This window comes from Caballeronia sp. GAWG1-1, assembly GCF_023631465.1.
In the GTDB taxonomy this organism is placed as follows: Bacteria; Pseudomonadota; Gammaproteobacteria; order Burkholderiales; family Burkholderiaceae; genus Caballeronia.
Genome location: NZ_JALQDB010000014.1, coordinates 331,858 through 352,409 on the forward strand (window position 1 = coordinate 331,858; position 20,552 = coordinate 352,409).

Sequence of the window (20,552 nt, forward strand, 5' to 3'; positions counted from 1 at the left end):
CGATAATCAAACCGCCATCGGCGCCTTCAAAGCTTCATGGTGTTTATAACCTTCGAGCGCAAAGTCTTTCGGCTCGATTTGTTCCAGCCATTCCGGTTCATAGCGTTTCGTGACAGCGTAATCCGGCACGCGATCCGAAATGATGAGCTGGGGACTCGGAAAAGGCTCGCGCTTCAATTGCTCGTTCAGCATATCGAGTTGATTCTCGTAAATATGCGCGTCGCCGATGAAATACGTGAACCAGCGCGGCTTGAAACCGGTCAGCCGTCCGACGAGATGCAGCAGCGCCGCGCCTTCGGTCAGATTGAACGGCGTGCCGAGCCCGACATCGTTACTGCGGATATAAAGACACAGCGAAATCTCGCGCGTCGTTACGTTCGGGATGAATTGATACAGCAGATGACACGCGGGCAAAGCAATCTCGTCGAGCTTGGCCGGATTCCACGCATGAAAAAGAATGCGCCGGTCGGTGGGACGCTCGATGATCGTATCGAGACATTGCCTCAACTGGTCGATCGCCTTATACAGCAGCACCTGCTCGCGGCCGTTTTCGACGAAGCTCGTCACCAATTGATAGCCGCGATTGGTGGCGTCGGCGATCTGGTCGCCCGCGCAGGCATCCACGAGCTTGTAGGCGGGCCATTTACGCCATTGCACGCCATACACGTCGCCGAGATCGTCCTCGCCCTGGCGATACGGATTCTCGAGCCACTGCGGATTTTCATTGGCGTTCGCGTCCCAGACCTTGCAACCGAGCGCGCGGAAGTCAGCGGCGCTCTTCGAGGCGCGCAGAAAGCCGACCATTTCGCCGATCGCCGACTTGAACGCGAGCTTCTTCGTCGTAACGGCAGGAAAGCCTTGTTGCAAGTCGAAGCGCAACATCGCGCCCGGAATGCCGATAGTGCGAATGCCCGTGCGGTTTTCCTGCCACGTGCCGGTATCGAGAATCGTCTGGACGAGCTCGAGATACTGTTTCATTCGATGATCCTTGGAGGCGCGACGCGCCTGAGCGAATGCCGGCGCAAAGAAGCAATTTTACCAAGCGCAGCGCGCGGACGCTCTTCGTGACACAAAAGAAACGGGCGCTTGAAGCGCCCGTTCGAATGTCCTGCCAAGCCTGAGTCTTAGCCGCGCGTGGCGTGCTCCGGCGGCGCATCCACCTCGATATGGCGCATGCCATGCGCACTCAGCAACCGATACAGCGTGACGCGCGAGATGCCGAGTTCGTGCGCGGCATCGCCAAGACGCCCGCGATGACGCAGCAATGCGAGTTCGATGGCCTGACGCTCCGCCGCCTCGCGCGCTTGCGCAAGCGACACCGGCGCCACTTCGACGTATTCGCCCAATTCGAGATCGCGCGCGGTGATCTGCCGCCCTTCCGACATGACGATGGCACGCCGCACGCGGTTGATGAGTTCGCGCACGTTGCCCGGCCAGCCGTAGTTGTGGATCGCGGCGATGGCGCACGGCGAAAAGCCGCGCAGACGCCGGCTTGCGTCCTTCTTGAAGCGATCGAGCATGTGCTTCGCGAGCAATTCGATATCTTTACCGCGCGCGCGCAGCGGCGGCTCGTCGATCTGCAACACGCACAGGCGGTGATACAAGTCGGCGCGAAAACGCCCTTCGATCATCGCGGTTTGCATATCGACGTGAGTCGCCGAGATGATGCGGACATCGACGGGCGTCGAACCGTGACCGCCCAGACGCTCCACCTTGCGCTCCTGCAGGAAGCGCAACAGGCTCGCTTGGCTTTCGAGCGGCAGATCGCCGATTTCATCGAGGAACAGTGTGCCGCCGTTGGCCGCCTCCACGCGCCCGATCTTGCGCTGATTTGCGCCCGTGAACGCACCGCGCTCGTAGCCAAACAGCTCCGATTGCAGGAGATGCGCCGGAATCGCGCCGCAGTTGATGGCCACAAACGGTTGATCGCGACGCGCGGAGCGCTCGTGAATGGCAACCGCCGTCAGTTCCTTGCCTGTGCCCGATTCGCCCGAGATGAACACGGGCGCGTCCGTCATGGCGACTTTGCGGATGGAGCGAAACAGCGCCAGCATGGCGTCGCACGATCCGACCATTTCGCCTTCGGCGCGGCCTTCGCTGCGCGAATCGTTCGATGCCGCGTCATGCAGCGCGACCATGCCGTAGGCGTGTCCCACGGAATCGACGATGCGATCGTTCGAAGTCGGCATCGTGACGTAGTCGAAACAATAGTCGCGAATCAGCCGGCGCACGGCGGCGTCTTCCAGTTGTCCGGAAACGGTGGCGGCGACCCAGCCGACGTTCGTCATGGTCAACGACGACTCGAACGCCGCCAATTCGTGAGACTCGAAGTGACTCGACAAGTCCAGCAGACCACCGATTGCCATATCGCTACGCAGGGCTTTCTTCGTGTCGCGCGCGCTCGCCACGATTTCGATTTGCCAGCCGCGTTCTTCGAACCGCGCACATAGCATCTCGCTGGGATCGCGAGTCACATAGATAAGTTGCCGCCGAGCGACGTCCATTATTCAGATCCTTTCTTCAACATTCGTTGAAAAGGTCGCGTAGTTCAGGCTCTCGCTGCATGCAGAAATCAATGTCCTCGCGCTGTGTGGCGAGCGGACTCGCGTTTCGATTCGTTGCCTCCGGGAACGACGCATCTGGCGCCGTGAACCCTTCCACGAATCCCTATTGACCGGTTCTGCGCCATTTTCGAGAGACTACTATAACCCATAAACCCCGCAAACAAATATCGTCAAGGCCCATTGGACTGGTCACAAAACCCTGACAGGACGGGGCTGGCAAGAATTTCTCAATGAATTATTAAAAGCAAATGAGACGTTTTAATAAGACAAAATCTTATACCTGATTCACAGGAAATTCATGTTTTTCTCCCTTCGCGTTTCACGTGTGAAACGTTTTCGTCCATTCGGCCACGATGATTTTCTGCCGTTTTCATCATGTTCTTTGCACGGTAACGGATTGCGCCCGCTGGCATGCATCTGGCTATATTTGATGCATGCGGACAGGTAAGAAATGCAAGCCGCATTTCGTTTCGTCAGCAGATTTTCAGCCTGGTCGCATCTCAACTCGATATACCAGCCGCTTGACTGTTTTATTCCCGAAACACTTCCGGGAATACTTACTCGGATATGTCGCCACGATGGCTTTCGATCATTCTTTACCGGATTGCGCGCCGACTTCCCGTTCGTCGGACGACGACGAGCGACGCGCCTTGTCGTGGACAAATGCGCGGGATGCAGCGAACACGAGCGACGCCGAATCGCACCAAAGGCAGTCTTCGAACTACGGCGTGAGCGTCACGCTATGGGACGAGTTCACGCCCGAGCGGCCGGGCTTCGATCGGACCAAAGGCTGAGTCGAGGCAAGACAGCGGCGGGCGTCGGTTAAAATCGCGGCACGGTCGCGCCTCCTGCGCGCCTCACTCCTGCACGACTTTCCGACTACATGACGACGCTGACCCTGATCGTCGCCCGCGCGCGCAATGGCGTGATCGGACGCGACAACGACCTGCCCTGGCGCCTCCCCGAGGATCTCGCTTTCTTCAAGCGCACGACGATGGGCGCGCCGATCATCATGGGACGCAAGACGCACGAATCGATCGGCCGGCCGCTGCCCGGGCGGCGGAATATCGTCGTGTCGCGCGACGCCACGCGTCGCTATACCGGCTGCGATACCGTCACGAGCTTGGCCGATGCGCTCTCGCTCGCCATCGCCGACCACGCAAGCGAGGCCTTCGTGATCGGCGGCGCGCAGTTGTACGGCGACGCCATCGCGCAGGCGGACAAGCTGATCGTCACCGAGATCGATGCCGATTTCGAAGGCAACACGCATTTTCCGGCGCCGGACGCCGCGCACTGGCAGGAAGTCGCGCGCGATCCGCGGCGCGCCGCGCCACCGAACGCGTTCGACTTCGCGTTCGTCACGTATCGACGCCGGGCGGACGCATGAACGAAGGCCCCGGATAGCTCGCGCCATCCGGGGCCTTCTTCTTGAACCACCTCTGAGTTTTACTGCCCCGCGATGGTCATCCGCTCGATCAGCACCGAGCCGATTTCCTTCGTGCCGCGCACGACCGTATCCGCGCCGATCGCCTCGATGTGGCGGAACATTTCCTGAAGCGTGCTCGCGACCGTGATTTCCTCGACCGCGTGCTGAATCTTGCCGTTCTCCACCCAAAAGCCCGACGCACCGCGCGAATAGTCGCCCGTCACGTAGTTCACGCCCTGCCCCATCAGTTCGGTAAGCAAAAGGCCGGTGTCGAGCTTCTTCAGCATGGCCTCGAAGTCGTCTTCCGGTTTCGTATTCGAGCTTGTCATCGTCAAATTATGCGAGCCGCCCGCGTTGCCGGTGGTCTTCATGCCGAGCTTGCGCGCCGAATACGTGGACAGGAAATAGCCCTGCACAACGCCGTCATCCACCACATTGCGACGCTCGGTGCGCACGCCTTCCTCGTCGAACGGCGCGCTGCCCATGCCGCCCTTCACGTGCGGATCTTCGACGATCTGAACGTGCGGCGCGAACACCGGCTTGCCGAGGCTATCGACGAGAAACGTCGTCTTGCGATACAACGCCCCGCCACTCACCGCTTGCACGAACGAGCCGAGGATGCCCGCCGCCAGCGGCGCTTCGAACAACACGCGGCACTTGCGCGTGTCGAGGCTCTTCGCGTTCAGACGCGCGAGCGCGCGTTCGGCGGCGTAGCGTCCGACGGCTTCCGGCGCGGCGAGTTCGGTGGCATTGCGGCGCGATGTGTACCAGTCGTCGCGCTGCATGTCGCGTCCGCTCGCGGCAATGGGCGCGCACGCGATGTAGTGCCGCGAGTACGGATAGCCCGCGAGGAAGCCGCGCGAGGTCGCGAGCACGAACTGCGAATGCTGCGCCGATACGCTCGCGCCCTCGGAATTGGTCACGCGCTTATCCACCGCGAACGCGGCGGCTTCGGCGCGGCGTGCGAGCTCGGCGGCCTCTTCGGCGTCGATGACCCACGGATGATAAAGATCGAGGTCCTGAGGCGACTTCTCCAGCAAGTCTTCTTCCGCAAGCCCGGCGGCGCTGTCTTCCGCCGTGAAACGCGCGATGTTGTAGGCGGCCGCAACCGTATCGCGCAGTGCTTCGCGCGTGAAGTCCGCGGTGCTCGCATTGCCGCGCTTCTTGCCGATGAAGACGGTCACGCCCACCATCTTGTCCCGGTTGTGCTCGATGGTCTCGACTTCGCCGCGCCGCACGCTTACCGAAAGGCCATCGCCTTCGGAGATTTCGGTGGCGGCATCGGTCGCGCCGAGTTCCTTCGCGTGACGCAGGATGTCGGAGGCAATCTCCTTGAGTTCGTCTTGCGTATGCGGGAAAAAGCGTTGCTTGACGTCCATGTCTGCTGCCATTTTGTGTGTGCCTTAGGAGGTCGGGGGCGCCGCGCGCCCGCGCGTGTCGTTGCAAGAGGATTCCCGCTTTCGTCCGGCCTTTCGATGAAGCAGACGGCGGGGTCGATTCGATCGACGCATGCTGCGATCATAGCAAGGACCGCGCACCCGCACCGCATGCACGATGCATCGCTTGGCGGGCGCGAGCCGAGCGCTGCGACGCGCAAGCTACAATATCGCCATGAACCGTAAAACCCGCATTCAACCGATCGAAGCCGAGCCGGAAGTCGACGAAAACGGCTACGATCGCCCGAGCAAATCCCAGCTCAAGCGCGACATGCACGCGCTGCAGGAACTGGGCGAGGCGCTGATCGCGCTGCCGAAAGACGCGCTCAAGCGCATGCCCATGTCTGAGAAGCTGAACGACGCCGTGCGCGAAGCGCGTCGTATCACCGATCACGAAGGCAAGCGCCGTCAGGTGCAATACGTCGGGCGCGTCATGCGCACGCTGCTCGAAGACGAAGTCGCCGCGCTGCGCACCGCACTCGACACGCATCGCGGCGTGAACAAGGCGGAGACCGCGCGCCTGCATTGGATCGAACGCTCGCGCGACAAGCTGCTCGCAAACGACGCCGCGCTGACCGATTTCATCCGCGAGCATCCGGGCGTGGACGCGCAGGAAGGCCGCACGCTGATCCGCAATACGCGCAAGGAGCGCGAGCTGCAAAAGCCGCCGCGCTATTACCGCGAATTGTTCCAGTGGATCAAGAACGCAGCGGGCGTGGAGCAGGAAGACGAGAGCGACAGCGACGAGGACAACCGTGACGACGACGAAGCGTAATCATCCGGACGAGTTGCTCGTCGGACTCGTTTCGATCAGCGATCGCGCCTCGCAAGGTGTTTACGAGGACAAAGGCGTGCCGTCGCTCGAAGCGTGGCTCGGAGAAGCGCTGAGCTCACCCTGGCGCGCGCAAACGCGGCTGATTCACGACGATGCCGCCACCATCTCGGCCACGCTCATCGAACTGGTCGACACACACGGTTGCGATCTCGTGCTGACCACGGGCGGCACCGGTCCCTCGCGCCGCGACGTGACGCCGGAAGCGACGCTCGCCGTCGCCACCAAGCCGATGCCAGGCTTTGGCGAGCAGATGCGCCAAATTAGCCTGAACTTCGTGCCGACCGCCATTCTCTCGCGCCAGGTTGCCGTGATTCGTGAGACGGAGGATCACGCCGCGCTCATCATCAATTTGCCGGGACAGCCGAAGTCGATCAGGGAAACGCTCGAAGGCCTGAAGGACGCCGACGGCAAGACGCGCGTGCCGGGCATCTTCGCGGCAGTGCCGTATTGCATCGATCTGATCGGCGGGCCTTACATCGAAACGAAGCCGGAAGCGGTTGCCGCGTTCCGGCCCAAAAGCGCCATTCGAAAGTCAGGCGCTTCCAAACCTCAAGCCTGAGCCGACGATGCCGACGCCGCGGGAATCAGGAAGTGCTCGCGGTAGTACTTGAGTTCGTCGATGGACTCGTGGATATCGGCGAGCGCCGTGTGCATCGCGCGCTTCTGAAAGCCCTTGTAGATGGCTGGCTGCCAGCGGCGGCACAGTTCCTTGAGCGTGCTCACGTCCAGATTGCGATAGTGAAAGAACGTCTCCAGTTCCGGCATCCAGCGCGCCATGAAGCGGCGGTCCTGGCAAATGGAATTGCCGCACATCGGCGACTTGCCGGGCGGCACGTACTGACCGAGGAATTCACGAATCTGACGCGTGGCTTCCGCTTCATCCACCGTCGATGCCTTCACGCGTTCCGTCAGCCCCGAGCGGCCATGCGTATTGCGATTCCACTCGTCCATGCGGCCAAGTGCTTCTTCCGACTGATGGATCGCAAACACCGGCCCTTCCACCAGCTTGTCGAGCGTCGAATTCGTCACGACCACCGCGATCTCGATGATGCGATCATTGTCGGGATCGAGCCCGGTCATCTCCATGTCGAGCCACACGAGATTCATGTCGCTGCGCGCGAGGACGGGTTCGGGTTGGTCGAGAGAATCGGTCATGGAAAGTACCTGGAAGAGGTTCGAGTAACGCTGATGTTAGTGTCTTGAGGCGCATGAAGCCCAGTCGCCGCGCGGGCTTTTCGGCAACCACGGGTTGTGGCAACGCGAGCACGGCCTAGAACCTATAATTCTCGCATAGTTCAATCGGAAGCCCTGCATGGCCAACCTCACACTCGCTTTTTCGACGATCTTCGTCGTCGCCCTCGTTGCGATGGTTTCAACGAAGCTCTGGCTGGCCTCGCGCCAGATTCGCTACGTCGCGGCGCATCGCAACGGCGTGCCGCCGCAGTTCACCGGCACGATCCCGTTGACGGCGCACCAGCGCGCGGCGGACTACACCGTCGAGCGCACGCGCCTCACGATGATCGAAGTCGTCACCAGCGCCATCGTGCTGGTCGCGCTGACCTTGCTCGGTGGCTTGCAGGCACTCGATATCGCCATTACGGAGTGGCTCGGGCGCGGCTATCTCGGACAGATCGCGCTGGTCGCGGCGGTCATCGCAATTACGAGTCTCATCGACCTCCCGTTCGACTATATCCGCCATTTCGTGATCGAGGAAAAGTTCGGCTTCAATCGTATGTCGAAGAAACTGTTTTTTCTCGATCTCGTGAAGGGCACGGTGCTGGGCGCGATCATCGGTGCGCCGCTTCTGCTGCTCGTGCTCTGGATGATGGATCGCGCCGGCAGCTACTGGTGGCTCTACACGTGGATCGTCTGGGTTGCGTTCCAGTTGCTCGCGATGATCATCTATCCCACTTTCATCGCGCCGCTTTTCAACAAGTTCGAGCCGCTCAAGGATGAAGCGCTGCGGGCTCGTATCGAGAATCTGATGTCGCGCACCGGCTTTGCGGCAAAGGGCTTGTTCGTCATGGACGGCAGCCGCCGTTCCGCGCACGGCAACGCGTATTTCACGGGCTTCGGCGCGGCGAAGCGCATCGTCTTCTTCGATACCCTGCTTGCGCGCCTTTCCGGCAGCGAGATCGAAGCCGTGCTCGCGCACGAACTCGGCCACTTCAAGCGCCGTCACGTGCTCAAGCTGTTGGTCGTGATGTTCGCCATCAGCCTCGCCATGCTCGCGCTCCTCGGTTGGCTCGTGCAGACCGTGTGGTTCTACGAAGGCCTCGGCGTGCATCCGTCGCTCGTCGGCGGCAACAACGGACTTGCGCTCGTCCTGTTCATGCTCGTGCTGCCGGTGTTCATGTTCTTCATCACGCCGCTCGGCAGCCTGAGCTCGCGCAAACACGAATTCGAAGCCGATGCCTTCGCGGCCAGCCAGACCGATCCGAAGGATCTCGTCAACGCGCTCGTCAAACTGTACGAAGACAACGCGTCCACGCTCACGCCCGATCCGCTCTACACCGCGTTTTATTACTCGCATCCGCCCGCTTCGCAGCGCATCGACCGCTTGATGCAACACACCGCATGACGGCGCGTGGCGTGTCATCGGGCCGCGGCGCGCGTCAGGGCGGCGCGGCTTCCGCGGAGGCCCGACTGGAAGGCACCGTGATCGCCGCGCATGGCCGGCACTATCTCGTCGCGCCGCACGACGGCGGCGCGAAGCTGCAATGCTTCCCGCGCGGCAAAAAGAGCGAAGTCGCCGTCGGCGATCGCGTGATCTACGAGCAGTCTTCGGCGGATCAGGGCGTGATCGTCGAAATCGGCGAGCGGCGCAACCTGCTTTACCGGTCCGATCAGTTCAAGTCGAAGCTCTTCGCGGCGAACCTCGATCAACTGCTGATCGTGCTCGCCACCGAGCCGCATTTCAGCGAAGACCTGCTCGGGCGCGCGCTGATCGCCGCCGAGGCGCACGGGCTCGAAGCGCTCATCGTGCTCAACAAGATCGACGTGGAAAGCGCGTTGCCCCTGGCGCGCGAGCGACTTGCGCCCTATCGCGCGCTGGGCTACACGGTGATCGAACTGTCCGCGAAGATGGCGCCCGGCGAAGTGCATCCGCAACTGGATGAGCGCCTGAAAGATCGCTCGACGATCTTGCTCGGCCAGTCGGGCATGGGCAAATCGACGCTCGTGAATCTGCTCATCCCCGACGCCGACGCCGCCACGCGCGAGATTTCGTCGGCGCTCAATAGCGGCCGGCATACCACCACCTTCACGCGTCTGTACGAATTGCCAGGCGGCGGCTCGCTCATCGATTCGCCCGGCTTTCAGGAGTTCGGCCTGCATCACTTGTCCGAAGGTCAACTGGAACGCGCCTTCGCTGACTTCCGGCCGTATCTAGGGCATTGCCGCTTCTACAACTGCCATCATCTGCAGGAGCCGGGCTGCGCTGTTCTCGAAGCGGTCGAAGCCGGCAAAATTCGGCCGGCGCGGCATGCGCTTTATGCGCAACTCGTCCACGAAGCAAGCCAGATCGTTCGATGAAACGGCTCACGCGCGCACCGAACCTCATCACGGCGCAACACTGGATGAACGTGCTCGCGACCGCAGGCGTGCCTTGCGAGCTACACAATCGGTATTTGAACGGCGCGCTGGGTGACATTCCGGCGGATCAATGCGCGCCGGAAATCTGGATCGTCGATGAACGCGACGAAGCGCTGGCCACTCGCCTTCTGGAGCGTGCGAAGCGCGGACCGGAAGCGAATGCCCGGCCCTGGCGATGCCGTCAGTGCGGCGAATGGCTCGAAGCGCAGTTCACCGTGTGCTGGCAGTGCCAGACGGACCGCGATCCGCTGGACGATTGACGCCTTGCTATGCCAGCCAGACGGCAATGGTCAGCATGAGCAGGATCAACATCCACAAGATCACCGCGCGCCACACCAAGCCAACCGCCGATTGGAGCGTGCGTGGCGTGCAGTCGTCGCCGACGGGCAGCGGGCTTGCATCGCCCACGGCGAGCGCCTCGACGCTCAGCGGTTCGGCGAGCGGTCCTGCGAGACGCGCGCCCAACGCGCCGCTGCCGGCCGCGAGCAACACGCCTTCGTTCGGGTCCGGCCACTGACGCGCGTGATTGCGCCACGCGTAGATCGCATCCTCGAAATTGCCGACGATTGCGAAGCCGAGCGCGGTGAGCCGCGTAGGAATCCAGTCGATCACGAAAAACGCACGCTGCGCGAACGATGAGAACGCTGCGGTCCGCTCGGGATTCGGCTCCGTCCACGCACGCGCCAGATACTCGGCGATCCGATAAAACACCGCGCCAGCCGGCCCGATGGGAATCAGAAACCAGAAGAACACGCCGAACACATGCCGATGCGACGCGATCACCGCATGTACGAGCGTGTGGCGCACGATCTCGCTTACCGGCATGTCGACGGTATCGAGACCGGTCCACTCCGTGAGCACCTCGCGGGCGCGCGGCACGTCGTCGTTATTGAGCGCGAGATGGATATCGGTGAAATAGTGGCTGAACTGACGAAAGCCGAGCGTGAAGTACACGATCACCACGTTCCAGAAAAACGCCAGAACGAAGTTGATCCGATACAGCACGTAATAGATGAGCCCGACCACGAGCGTCCACGGCAATACCACCACCAGCCACGCGACGATGCCGTGCTTTTCCTTGCCCGCGTCGAAGCCATGGGCGGTGCTTTCCGCATGATACTGAAGCAACGCCGAGATCGGATTGTGCGGCGATAACGCACGCACCTGCTCGAGGATAAGAGCCAGCAATACAGAGAAAAAAGTCATGCGGTGCGCCGAAACGGTCGGAGTAGTTCGAGTTTCGCGTAACGATAGCACAGCGTTCGATGCGTTCAGACGCGCTGACCAATCGCAAGGTCGCGTAACGTCGCACGTTGACGCGTCAGGCGGCGAGGAAGCGGTAGAAATTGCGCAACATGCCAGCCGTTGCACCCCAGATGAAATACGGAGCCGTCTTTTCATCGGGTTTGTAAGGCATGGCAAAAAAACGACGCTCGCCACCTTCCCATTGGAAAACGCGCACTTCGTGGTTTGCCGAGTCCATCAGAAACGCGAGCGGCACTTCGAAGATATCGGCAACTTCGCTCGTATCGGCTTTGAGCGCGAACGGCGGATAGACCAAGGCAACGACAGGCGTCACGCGAAATCCGGTGCCCGTCAGATAGTCTGGCAGCGCGCCGACCACTTCGCAATGCTCCGCGCCCAAGCCGACTTCCTCGCGTGCTTCGCGTAGCGCGGTGGCGGCGGCATCGGCGTCTTCGGGTTCTTGACGGCCGCCGGGAAAGCTGATTTGTCCCGCGTGGTCGGAAAGATGATCGGCCCGCTGAGTCAGGAGCACGGTCAGACCGCCTTCACGCACGACGAGCGGCACGAGAACAGAAGCCACGCGCGGATCGCCGCCGATGGCCTTGATGCGCTGTTCGGGCGCTTCCTGCGTCCATTCGAGCGTCTGTGCGAAACGCGCTCGCAGTCCTTCGGGCGTAAGGCGCGCGGGTGGTATGGCGGGAAGCGCGGCGCCCGTCGAGAGGACGGGCATTCGTTCAGGTTCGAGAATGCGGGGAGTCGAAGTCTTGCCGGTGGACACGGGTCGAAAGCCAGGATGTCGAAGATTCAATTTGAACACACCAAAGAAAAAAGCACCCGCGAGGGTGCTTTTTCAGTACGGCGCCTGGACGCTGAGTCTTTACTCTGCAGCGGCTGCGGCGGTACGGTCCTTCGTAAACAGCTTTTCCTTGATACGTGCCGACTTGCCCGAGCGCTCGCGCAGGTAGTACAGCTTCGCACGACGGACGTCGCCGCGACGCTTCACGACGATGCTCGCCAGCAGCGGCGAGTAGGTCTGGAACGTACGCTCAACGCCTTCGCCCGAGGAAATCTTGCGGACGATGAAGTTCGAGTTCAGGCCACGATTACGCTTGGCGATCACGACGCCTTCGTAAGCCTGCACGCGCTTGCGCGTACCTTCGACGACGTTCACGTTGACGATGACCGTGTCGCCCGGACCGAAGTCGGGGATCGATTTCTCGCCCAGAACGCGCGCGATCTCTTCCTTCTCGAGTTGCTCAATCAGATTCATTACTGACTCCTTGTGCCATCTTGCCGGAGTTGTGTGCCTAGATTTCGCTTGCGCGATTTCGTTGATAAGGCCCCGGTAGAGGATGGGTTCACTTCTGGCGCCGAGGTTGAATTCAGCGCCCCCATTTGTCTCGCTCGTCGGCTCGAAGTCTATTCGGACTTCAACGCCGTCTTCGCGAGATCTGCGAGCCATGCCTCGTCGGCACGGCTCAACATCTTGCTTTTGCGCGCCCGGTGAATCAGATCGGGCCGCTTCGTGAATGTGTTGCGTAATGCTTCGCGCCTGCGCCAGGCGTCGATTTCCTTGTGATGGCCGCCGAGCAGCACATCGGGAACGCGCGCGCCTTCGTATTCTTCCGGACGCGTGTAATGCGGACAATCCAGAAGTACGTCGACAAAACTGTCTTGCACCGCCGATTGCGCGTCGTTCAGCACGCCGGGCAACTGGCGCACGACGGCGTCCATCAACGCCATGGCGGGCAATTCGCCGCCTGACAGCACGAAGTCGCCGAGGCTTATTTCTTCGTCTACTTCACGATCGATCAGACGCTGGTCGATTGCTTCGTAACGACCGCACAACAGTACGAGGCCCGGCTCGGCGGCCATGCGCATCACGCGTTCGTGATCGAGCTTGGCGCCTTGCGGCGACATCATCACGACGCGCGTCGTCGCGATGCCTTGCTCGCGCTGCGCGGTTTTCGCGGCCGCGATCGCGTCTTCTAGCGGACGTGCCAGCATGACCATGCCGGGGCCGCCGCCGTACGGGCGATCGTCGACGGTGCGGTAATTGTCCGTGGTGAAGTCGCGCGGATTCCACGTACGCAAACCGAACCGCTCCTGCTTCACTGCCCGGCTGGTAATGCCCCAGTCGGTCAGCGCGCGGAACATTTCGGGAAAGAGCGTTACGACATCGAACTGCATCGCTCTCTCCGTAACTTGCCGATGACGAGCACCGGGTTAATAGTCGGCGTCCCAGTCGACGATGATGCGTTTCGCCGCCCGATCCACCGTCTTCACATACACACCGACGAACGGAATGAGCCGCTCTTCGGTGACGGGCTTGCCATCCTTGTCGGTACTCGGATACTCGATCCGCAGAATGGAATGCGCGCCGTTGTCGATCATGTCGGCGACACGGCCAAGCGCCACGCCCGCTTCGCTTTCGACATCGAGGCCGATCAGATCGACCCAGTAGAACTCGTCTTTGTCGTCGAGCTTCGGGAAGTCGCTGCGAGCGATGTAGACCGCGTGACCCTTCAGCAACAACGCGGCGTCGCGATCGTCACAGCCCGACAGGCGCGCGACGATGGTATCCGCATGCACTTTAGACTGAACACAACGTGCGGACTTGAACTCGCGGCCTTTGACGAGCCACCAGTTCTTCGCGCCAAGCAGCGCGTCGCCGCCCAGCTTGCCGTTGGCGTGCGGAACGATCTTGATCCAGCCCTTCAGACCGTAGGCATCGGCGATAAAACCGATTTCCACCGCGTCTTCCGGGAGACCATCTACCGACTCGACCGCCGCCGATGCTTCATGCGCTTTGCCTTCGCCTGAAGCGTCCGCCGTCACGCGACGCGCGCCGGGTTTCCGGACGAACGCGCCAAACGTGCTGGCATTTTCTTCTTGCTTCGGCTTCGGCCGACTGACATTGCCAGCGACGTTGCCGGATTCGGAATCACGCGCGGGCATCAGCAGACCTTGAAGCGGAATACCTTGAACGACTGAACTTCAGTCGACAAATTAACCGGCACTTAAGCAGCCGGTTGAGCTTGCTGAGCTTGCTTGACCAGACGCTCGACGGTCGGCGACAGTTGCGCGCCAACGCCTTGCCAGTAGGTCAGACGATCTTGAGCGATACGCAGCGATTCGCCCTTGGTCGCGACCGGGTTGTAGAAACCAACGCGCTCGATGAAGCGGCCGTCACGGCGGCTACGCGAATCGGTTGCGACGATGTTGTAAAACGGGCGCTTCTTCGAGCCGCCACGAGCCAAGCGGATGATGACCATGCTGAAATCCTTGAAAACCGGGGTTCGGAACTACCAGAACACGCGATTATAGCGGAAACCGACGCTCCAACAAACACTTAACGTGATTATTGCGCGCAGTTCGGGTTTGGAACGCTTCAAACGGCGCGCCGCAAGGACAAAAGCCCCGCAGCGGCCAGTGCGGCATTGTGCCAGTGTGTGACCGCCGAAGCGAGCAGCGTAAGATGTCGGATTCTCGCCTGGCGCAATCAGAGCAATCCGCGATAAGACGGCGCGCGCGCCACTATTTTCACCACCGATACCACCGTTTTCGCTGATGACTTCTTCGTCCGTCGCTACCGAGACCGGCCCGAAACCGGCCGGCAACCAGAATTGCCCGTATTTCCGCTCGAAGACGCTCACGGCGGCGCTCGCGTTTTTCTTTGGCAGTATTGGACTGCACCGTTTCTATCTGTATGGAATGCGCGACAAATGGGGCTGGGCGCATATCGTCGGCATCGTGTTGGGCGCGGTGGGTTATCTGTTGCTCGCGGCGACGGAGCGGACTTCGATTCTGGGCTGGGTGCTGGCGTTTCCCGGCGCCGTATCGCTGCTGGCGGCGTTTCTTTCCGCGATCGTCTACGGTCTTCGACCCGACGCCAAGTGGGACGCGCAATTCAACGCGCATACCAACCGGCAAAGCGATTCGGGCTGGACGGTCATCTTCATCGTCATTTTTTCATTGCTGTTCGGCGCGTTCTTGCTGATGACCGGCCTCGCGCTGACGTTCCAGACTTATTTCGAAAGCCAGGTGGAAGCTGCGAAGACACTGTCGCAGTAGGCGATAGACGACGATCGCAGGCGTTAGAACAAGTCGAGCTGGCCTTTGTCTGGCACCGGTTTGACGAACGCCGGCGGCTTGAAGTCCGACATGTCGAGAATGCCGCGCTGCCGGGCGTTCAATCCCAGCCGCTTGGTTGCTTGTTGAAAGCGCTGCTTCAGCATGTCCGCCCATAATCCTTCGCCCTTCATGCGTTTGGCAAAGTCCGCGTCGTAGTCCTTGCCGCCGCGCATGTCGCGTACGCGGCTCATCACGCGGTCGGCACGATCGGGAAAATGCGCCGCGAGCCAATCCTTGAAAAGCGGCGCCACTTCCCATGGCAGGCGCAACACGATGTAGCTGGCGGTCTTCGCGCCCGCTTCCGCACACGCTTCGAGCACCCGCTCCAGATCCGGCTCCGTGACGAACGGAATAACCGGCGCGATACTCACGCCCACCGGAATGCCCGCCTCGGCGAGCGTGCGGATCGTGCGCAGACGCCGCGCGGGGGTGGCCGCGCGTGGTTCGAGCGTGCGGGCGATGTCTGCATCGAGCGTAGTCACGGTGATGGCCGCCATGACCTGCCCGCGCTCCGCCATGGGCGCCAGCAAATCGATATCGCGTTCGATCAGCGACGACTTCGTGATCGCCGCGAACGGATGACCGCAATCGTGCAGCACCTGGATGACGCTGCGCGTGATCTTGAGATCGCGCTCGACGGGCTGATAGGCGTCCGTATTCACGCCGAGCGCAATGGATTCCGGCTCGTACTTCGGCTTTCCGATCTCGCGCCTGAGAAGTTCGGCGGCGTTGACCTTGGCGTAAATGCGGCTTTCGAAATCGAGTCCCGGCGACAGGCCAAGATAACTATGCGTCGGACGCGCGAAGCAGTAGATACAGCCGTGTTCGCACCCGCGATACGGATTGAGCGACACGCTAAACGGTATGTCGGGCGAATTGTTGTGCGTCAGAATGCTCTTTGCGCGTTCTTCGAACACCTGTGTGCGAAGCGGCGGCGCGCCCTCGTCGTCACCGTCCGTTTCGTGTAGCCAGCCGTCGTCCACGCGTTCGCGCGCGTCTTTCTCGTAGCGTCCCTGCATGTTCGTCACCGCGCCGCGCCCTTTCAGCGGCGCGGGCGGCGCGACAGGAAATTCACGGTCGGGTGTCGGCATTACGATGAGCGCAGCAGAAAATGTACTGTACAAATATACAGTATCGACACGTCATCGCAAGCAGAAAATCACACGTCCACCGGGATCGTCAGCGTTTCCTTGATTTCCTCCATTACCACATAACTTTTCGACTGCACCGCGCCCGGCAGTTGCAGAAGGATGTCGCCAAGAAGCTTGCGGTAGTCGGCCATTTCACCGATCCGCGCCTTGATCAGATAGTCGAAATCGCCGGAAACGAGGTGGCATTCGAGCACTTCCGGAATGCGCTGCACCTCGCGGCGAAACTGCTCGAACATATTGCCGCTCTTGTGATCCAGCGTGATCTCAACGAACACCAGCAGCGCCGCGCCGAGTTGAGCCGGATTAACACGCGCGTAATAGCCCGTGATCACGGCGTCCCGTTCCATGCGCTTCACCCTTTCAATACAAGGCGTGACGGACAGCCCGACGCGCTCCGCAAGGTCCTTCATCGCGATGCGGCCATCCGCTTGAAGAATGTTCAGGATCTTGTGGTCGAGCTTATCGAGCGCGCGCACCGGATTTCGCTGTGTTCTCATGCGTTTTTCCTGAAAATCCGCCGAATACATTAACTAAAACTATATAGACATCAATAGTATAGGCGATAACACTACACAAACTTCCGTCCGCGGCTCAGTTCCACTTCTTGCGCGCAAACGGGCAGTTTCATCGAATCCTGATGGAGAACTCATGCGTATCGTTATTCTCGGAAGCGGCGTCGTCGGCGTGACCAGTGCTTATTATCTGGCGCGGGCGGGTCACGAAGTCACGGTCATCGACCGCGAAGCCGGCCCCGCGCTCGAAACGAGTTTCGCCAACGCCGGGCAAATTTCGCCGGGCTACGCGTCGCCGTGGGCCGCGCCGGGCGTGCCGCTCAAGGCCGTCAAATGGATGTTCGAGAAGCACGCGCCGCTTGCCATCCGTCTCGATGGCACGATGACTCAGCTTCAATGGATGTGGCAAATGCTGCGTAACTGCACGCAAGATCGCTACACGGTTAACAAGGGCCGCATGGTGCGCCTCGCCGAATACAGCCGCGATTGCCTGCAAGCCTTGCGCGCGGATACAGGCATTCACTACGAAGGCCGCACCGGCGGCACGCTGCAACTCTTCCGCACGCAGGCGCAACTGGACGGCGCGGCGAAAGACATCGCGGTGTTGAAAGACGCGAACGTTCCGTTCGAATTGCTCTCGTCGGCCGAACTCGCGAAGGCAGAACCGGCGCTCGCAGCGGTATCGCACAAACTGACGGGCGGCTTGCGCCTGCCGAACGACGAAACCGGCGATTGCCAGATGTTCACCACGCGCCTCGCCGCCATGGCCGAAGCGTTGGGCGTCAAGTTCCGCTACAACACGCCAATCGACGCACTTGCCATGAGCCAGGGCCGGATTGCCGGCGTGCAATGCGGCAAGGAACTCGTGACAGGTGACTCCTACGTCGTCGCGCTCGGTTCATATTCGCCGAAGTTGCTTGGCGATCTCGTCAAGATTCCGGTTTATCCGCTCAAGGGTTATTCGCTCACCGCGCCCATTGTCGATGCGACCCGCGCGCCCGTTTCGACCGTGCTCGACGAGACGTACAAGATCGCGATCACGCGTTTCGACGACCGCATTCGCGTGGGCGGCATGGCGGAGATCGTCGGCTACGACAAGTCGTTGAAGCAGGCGCGCCGCGAGACACTGGAAATGTGCGTGAACGACCTGTTCCCCGGCGGTGGCGATACGGCCAGCGCCAAGTTTTGGACTGGCCTGCGCCCAATGACGCCGGACGGCACGCCGATCGTTGGCCGCACGCCGGTGCCGAATCTGTATCTGAATACCGGACACGGCACGCTCGGCTGGACGATGTCGTGCGGTTCCGGCCAGTTGCTCGCCGACCTGATGTCCGGCAAGCAACCCGCGATTCGGGCGGACGATTTGTCGGTGCATCGTTATATGGGCGAAGTCGGTGTGAAGACGCGTCCCGCTTATGCTTGAGAAGGCAATCACGCACGAAGAAAACCCCACGTTGCGAACGACGTGGGGTTTTTTCATGCGCGGGCGTCGGCTCGCGTTCGATGAGCTTCGGCGCTCACATCAAAACTGATCCTCGCTCAACGCGAGCACGCCTTCGCTCCCATTCGCGCTGACAATCGATGCCTCGATGCCCGGCGCCTGCGACAGAATGTGTTCCGCGAAAAACTGAGCCGTCGCGATTTTCGCCGCATAAAAGCGCTCGTCCTCGCCGCGCTTTTTTTGCGCGGTGAGCATCGCGCGCGCCATCTGCCAACCGCACAGCACGATTCCCGCTAGTCGCAAATACGGCACGCTGCCCGCAAACACCGCGTTCGGATCGCTTCTGAATTTTGCGACGATAAACTCGACCGAGCGCGCGAGCGACAAGCTCCCCGCGCTCAAGTGCCGATGCATCGACATGAACGCCTGGCCCTCCGTATCCGCAAGAGCAGCCTTGGTCTGATCGATCTGCGCGAGCAACGCCTGCGCCGTCGCGCCGCCGTCGCGCACCGTCTTGCGGCCGATCAGGTCGTTGGCCTGAATGGCGGTCGTGCCTTCGTAAATCGGCAGAATGCGTGCATCGCGATAATGCTGCGCGGCGCCCGTTTCCTCGATGAACCCCATGCCGCCATGCACCTGCACGCCGAGGCTCGCCACATCCACCGACATCTCCGTGCTGAATCCCTTGATGATCGGCACGAGATATTCGTAGATCGACTGATGGCTCTTGCGCGTTTTTTCATCGGGATGACCATGCGCGAGATCGCTGTGCGACGCGGCGACATACGCCAGCGCGCGGGCGCCTTCGGTATAAGCGCGCATGGTGAAGAGCATGCGGCGCACGTCGGGATGATGAATGATGGTCACTGGCTCTTTCGATGAGCCATCGACTGGACGGCTTTGCACACGGTCCTTCGCATACGCGACCGCCTGCTGATACGCCCGCTCCGCAACCGCGATGCCCTGCATGCCAACGGCGAAACGCGCGGCGTTCATCATGATGAACATGTATTCGAGCCCGCGATTCTCTTCGCCGATCAAATGCCCGACCGCGCCGCCGTGATCGCCGAATTGCAGCACGGCCGTGGGACTCGCCTTGATGCCGAGCTTGTGCTCGATCGACACGCAATGCACGTCGTTGCGCGCGCCGGTCGAGCCGTCCTCGTTGACGAGGAACTTCGGCACGATGAATAGCGAGATGCCCTTCACGCCTTTGGGCGCGTCAGGCGTGCGCGCCAATACGAGATGGACGATGTTCTTCGCCATGTCGTGCTCGCCGTAGGTGATGAAAATCTTCGTGCCGAACAGCTTGAAGGAACCGTCGCCCTGCGGCTCGGCGCGCGTGCGTACCAGCGCGAGATCGGAGCCGGCTTGCGGCTCGGTGAGGTTCATCGTGCCTGTCCATTCTCCGGAAATGAACTTCGGCAGATAGCGGGCCTTTTGCACGTCGTCGCCTGCAGTGAGCAGCGCTTCGATTGCGCCATCGGTCAGCAAGGGACACAGCGCGAACGAAAGGCTCGCGGAGTTGAGCATCTCGATGCACGGCGTGGCGATGAGCTTCGGCAGGTTCTGTCCGCCGAACTCCTCGGGATGCACGACGCCTTGCCAGCCGCCCTCGCCGAATTGACGGAACGCTTCCTTGAAACCGGGCGTGGTCGTGACTTCGCCATTTGCCCACGCGCTCGGATTGCGGTCGCCTTCGACGTTGAGCGGCGCGACGACCTCGCCGCAAAAGCGCGCGGCTTCATCGACGACGGCTTGCGCGGTATCGAAGCTGCCGTCTTCGTGGCCTGGCAAAGCGGCGATGCCGTCGATACCGGCCAGTTCCTTGATGACGAACAGCATGTCCTTGACGGGGGCGTGATAGCTCATCGTTCTTGTCTCCTCATTCATCCGATACAAAAAGGGCGCAACGAACGTCGCGCCCTTTCGGTTCTAAGTCGGCGAGCGACGCGTGCTCAGCCGATTTCCTTCACCAGTTCCGGCACGAGCGAAAAGAGGTCGCCGACGACGCCGTAATCCGCGACGCTGAAAATAGGCGCTTCCGGATCTTTGTTGATGGCGACGATGACCTTGCTGTCTTTCATCCCGGCCAGATGCTGAATGGCGCCCGAAATACCAACGGCCACGTACAACTGCGGCGCGACGATCTTGCCCGTCTGACCCACTTGATAGTCGTTCGGCACGTAACCGGCATCGACCGCCGCGCGCGAT

At 61.2% G+C, this 20,552-nt stretch carries 23 protein-coding genes; 9 read left to right on the plus strand and 14 right to left on the minus strand.

Going from position 1 to position 20,552, the window contains the following annotated elements; translation table 11 throughout:
* Nucleotides 1–6: 6 nt before the first annotated feature.
* Entirely contained in the window at nucleotides 7–978 is a 972-nt protein-coding gene (locus tag NCT03_RS10230; RefSeq protein WP_244825868.1) for a thymidylate synthase, read from the minus strand.
* Nucleotides 979–1,124: 146 nt separating this feature from the next.
* Complete coding sequence (locus tag NCT03_RS10235; protein WP_244825869.1) at nucleotides 1,125–2,504, minus strand: sigma-54 dependent transcriptional regulator; 1,380 nt, start codon at nucleotides 2,502–2,504, stop codon at nucleotides 1,125–1,127.
* A gap of 638 nt (nucleotides 2,505–3,142) precedes the next feature.
* Here NCT03_RS10235 and NCT03_RS10240 point away from each other — a divergent pair.
* Together NCT03_RS10240 and NCT03_RS10245 are read left to right on the plus strand one after the other, a co-directional pair.
* On the plus strand, nucleotides 3,143–3,358 hold the full coding sequence (locus tag NCT03_RS10240; RefSeq protein ID WP_250492619.1) for a hypothetical protein: 216 nt from the start codon (nucleotides 3,143–3,145) through the stop codon (nucleotides 3,356–3,358).
* Nucleotides 3,359–3,447: 89 nt separating this feature from the next.
* Nucleotides 3,448–3,951 (plus strand): dihydrofolate reductase, encoded by a 504-nt coding sequence (locus NCT03_RS10245; RefSeq protein WP_244825870.1) that lies wholly within the window; start codon nucleotides 3,448–3,450, stop codon nucleotides 3,949–3,951.
* A gap of 59 nt (nucleotides 3,952–4,010) precedes the next feature.
* Here NCT03_RS10245 and pmbA read toward each other — a convergent pair whose 3' ends face one another.
* Complete coding sequence (gene pmbA / locus NCT03_RS10250) at nucleotides 4,011–5,381, minus strand: metalloprotease PmbA (protein ID WP_250465288.1); 1,371 nt, start codon at nucleotides 5,379–5,381, stop codon at nucleotides 4,011–4,013.
* A gap of 220 nt (nucleotides 5,382–5,601) precedes the next feature.
* Here pmbA and yjgA point away from each other — a divergent pair, with 220 nt between their 5' ends.
* Entirely contained in the window at nucleotides 5,602–6,201 is a 600-nt protein-coding gene (gene yjgA / locus NCT03_RS10255; RefSeq protein ID WP_250465289.1) for a ribosome biogenesis factor YjgA, read from the plus strand.
* A complete protein-coding gene (gene mog / locus NCT03_RS10260; protein ID WP_244825874.1) occupies nucleotides 6,182–6,820 on the plus strand; it encodes a molybdopterin adenylyltransferase in 639 nt (212 codons plus the stop codon). The genes yjgA and mog overlap by 20 nt, the downstream gene beginning before the upstream one ends.
* Here the strand turns inward: mog and orn are convergent.
* Nucleotides 6,811–7,416 (minus strand): oligoribonuclease, encoded by a 606-nt coding sequence (orn, locus tag NCT03_RS10265; protein WP_250465290.1) that lies wholly within the window; start codon nucleotides 7,414–7,416, stop codon nucleotides 6,811–6,813. The genes mog and orn overlap by 10 nt on opposite strands.
* Nucleotides 7,417–7,573: 157 nt before the next feature.
* On the opposite strand from orn, the gene NCT03_RS10270 reads away from it, so the two are divergent.
* The 3 genes from NCT03_RS10270 to NCT03_RS10280 are packed head-to-tail and all read left to right on the plus strand — an operon-like array spanning nucleotide 7,574 to nucleotide 10,115.
* Nucleotides 7,574–8,842, plus strand: coding sequence for a M48 family metallopeptidase (locus tag NCT03_RS10270; protein ID WP_250465291.1), 1,269 nt, complete (start codon nucleotides 7,574–7,576; stop codon nucleotides 8,840–8,842).
* An 11-nt stretch (nucleotides 8,843–8,853) separates the two neighbouring features.
* Nucleotides 8,854–9,795, plus strand: a complete 942-nt coding sequence (gene rsgA / locus NCT03_RS10275; protein ID WP_244825880.1) for a ribosome small subunit-dependent GTPase A — start codon at nucleotides 8,854–8,856, stop codon at nucleotides 9,793–9,795.
* The gene (locus NCT03_RS10280; protein ID WP_244825881.1) at nucleotides 9,792–10,115 is read left to right on the plus strand and encodes a putative signal transducing protein; all 324 of its coding nucleotides are present in this window, start codon (nucleotides 9,792–9,794) and stop codon (nucleotides 10,113–10,115) included. The genes rsgA and NCT03_RS10280 overlap by 4 nt, the downstream gene beginning before the upstream one ends.
* A gap of 7 nt (nucleotides 10,116–10,122) precedes the next feature.
* Here NCT03_RS10280 and NCT03_RS10285 read toward each other — a convergent pair whose 3' ends face one another.
* From NCT03_RS10285 to rpsP, 6 genes are all read right to left on the minus strand, one after another.
* Nucleotides 10,123–11,061, minus strand: a complete 939-nt coding sequence (locus NCT03_RS10285) for a CobD/CbiB family protein (protein WP_244825882.1) — start codon at nucleotides 11,059–11,061, stop codon at nucleotides 10,123–10,125.
* Nucleotides 11,062–11,176: 115 nt separating this feature from the next.
* The gene (locus NCT03_RS10290; protein WP_244825884.1) at nucleotides 11,177–11,830 is read right to left on the minus strand and encodes a CoA pyrophosphatase; all 654 of its coding nucleotides are present in this window, start codon (nucleotides 11,828–11,830) and stop codon (nucleotides 11,177–11,179) included.
* Nucleotides 11,831–11,977: 147 nt separating this feature from the next.
* A complete protein-coding gene (rplS, locus tag NCT03_RS10295; protein ID WP_250465293.1) occupies nucleotides 11,978–12,370 on the minus strand; it encodes a 50S ribosomal protein L19 in 393 nt (130 codons plus the stop codon).
* 149 nt (nucleotides 12,371–12,519) lie between these two features.
* Nucleotides 12,520–13,290, minus strand: a complete 771-nt coding sequence (gene trmD, locus NCT03_RS10300; RefSeq protein WP_250465294.1) for a tRNA (guanosine(37)-N1)-methyltransferase TrmD — start codon at nucleotides 13,288–13,290, stop codon at nucleotides 12,520–12,522.
* Nucleotides 13,291–13,326: 36 nt separating this feature from the next.
* Nucleotides 13,327–14,058, minus strand: coding sequence for a ribosome maturation factor RimM (gene rimM, locus NCT03_RS10305; protein WP_250465295.1), 732 nt, complete (start codon nucleotides 14,056–14,058; stop codon nucleotides 13,327–13,329).
* 62 nt (nucleotides 14,059–14,120) lie between these two features.
* Entirely contained in the window at nucleotides 14,121–14,375 is a 255-nt protein-coding gene (gene rpsP, locus NCT03_RS10310) for a 30S ribosomal protein S16 (protein WP_008342343.1), read from the minus strand.
* A 295-nt stretch (nucleotides 14,376–14,670) separates the two neighbouring features.
* On the opposite strand from rpsP, the gene NCT03_RS10315 reads away from it, so the two are divergent.
* Nucleotides 14,671–15,174 (plus strand): NINE protein, encoded by a 504-nt coding sequence (locus NCT03_RS10315; protein ID WP_244825889.1) that lies wholly within the window; start codon nucleotides 14,671–14,673, stop codon nucleotides 15,172–15,174.
* Between the two features lie 23 nt (nucleotides 15,175–15,197).
* Here the strand turns inward: NCT03_RS10315 and NCT03_RS10320 are convergent, their stop codons facing one another.
* Both NCT03_RS10320 and NCT03_RS10325 read right to left on the minus strand, forming a co-directional pair.
* Nucleotides 15,198–16,325 (minus strand): PA0069 family radical SAM protein, encoded by a 1,128-nt coding sequence (locus tag NCT03_RS10320; RefSeq protein WP_244825890.1) that lies wholly within the window; start codon nucleotides 16,323–16,325, stop codon nucleotides 15,198–15,200.
* A 68-nt stretch (nucleotides 16,326–16,393) separates the two neighbouring features.
* Nucleotides 16,394–16,882 carry an Lrp/AsnC ligand binding domain-containing protein gene (locus tag NCT03_RS10325; protein ID WP_250465296.1) on the minus strand — a complete coding sequence of 163 codons (489 nt, stop codon included), beginning with the start codon at nucleotides 16,880–16,882 and terminating at the stop codon, nucleotides 16,394–16,396.
* A 151-nt stretch (nucleotides 16,883–17,033) separates the two neighbouring features.
* Here NCT03_RS10325 and NCT03_RS10330 point away from each other — a divergent pair, with 151 nt between their 5' ends.
* Nucleotides 17,034–18,320 carry a D-amino acid dehydrogenase gene (locus tag NCT03_RS10330; protein ID WP_250465297.1) on the plus strand — a complete coding sequence of 429 codons (1,287 nt, stop codon included), beginning with the start codon at nucleotides 17,034–17,036 and terminating at the stop codon, nucleotides 18,318–18,320.
* A 99-nt stretch (nucleotides 18,321–18,419) separates the two neighbouring features.
* On the opposite strand, the gene NCT03_RS10335 is transcribed toward NCT03_RS10330, so the two are convergent.
* Entirely contained in the window at nucleotides 18,420–20,210 is a 1,791-nt protein-coding gene (locus NCT03_RS10335; RefSeq protein WP_250465298.1) for an acyl-CoA dehydrogenase, read from the minus strand.
* Nucleotides 20,211–20,296: 86 nt separating this feature from the next.
* Nucleotides 20,297–20,552, minus strand: a 256-nt coding sequence (locus NCT03_RS10340; RefSeq protein WP_250492620.1) for an electron transfer flavoprotein subunit alpha/FixB family protein, incomplete at its 5' end; no start/stop codon positions are given.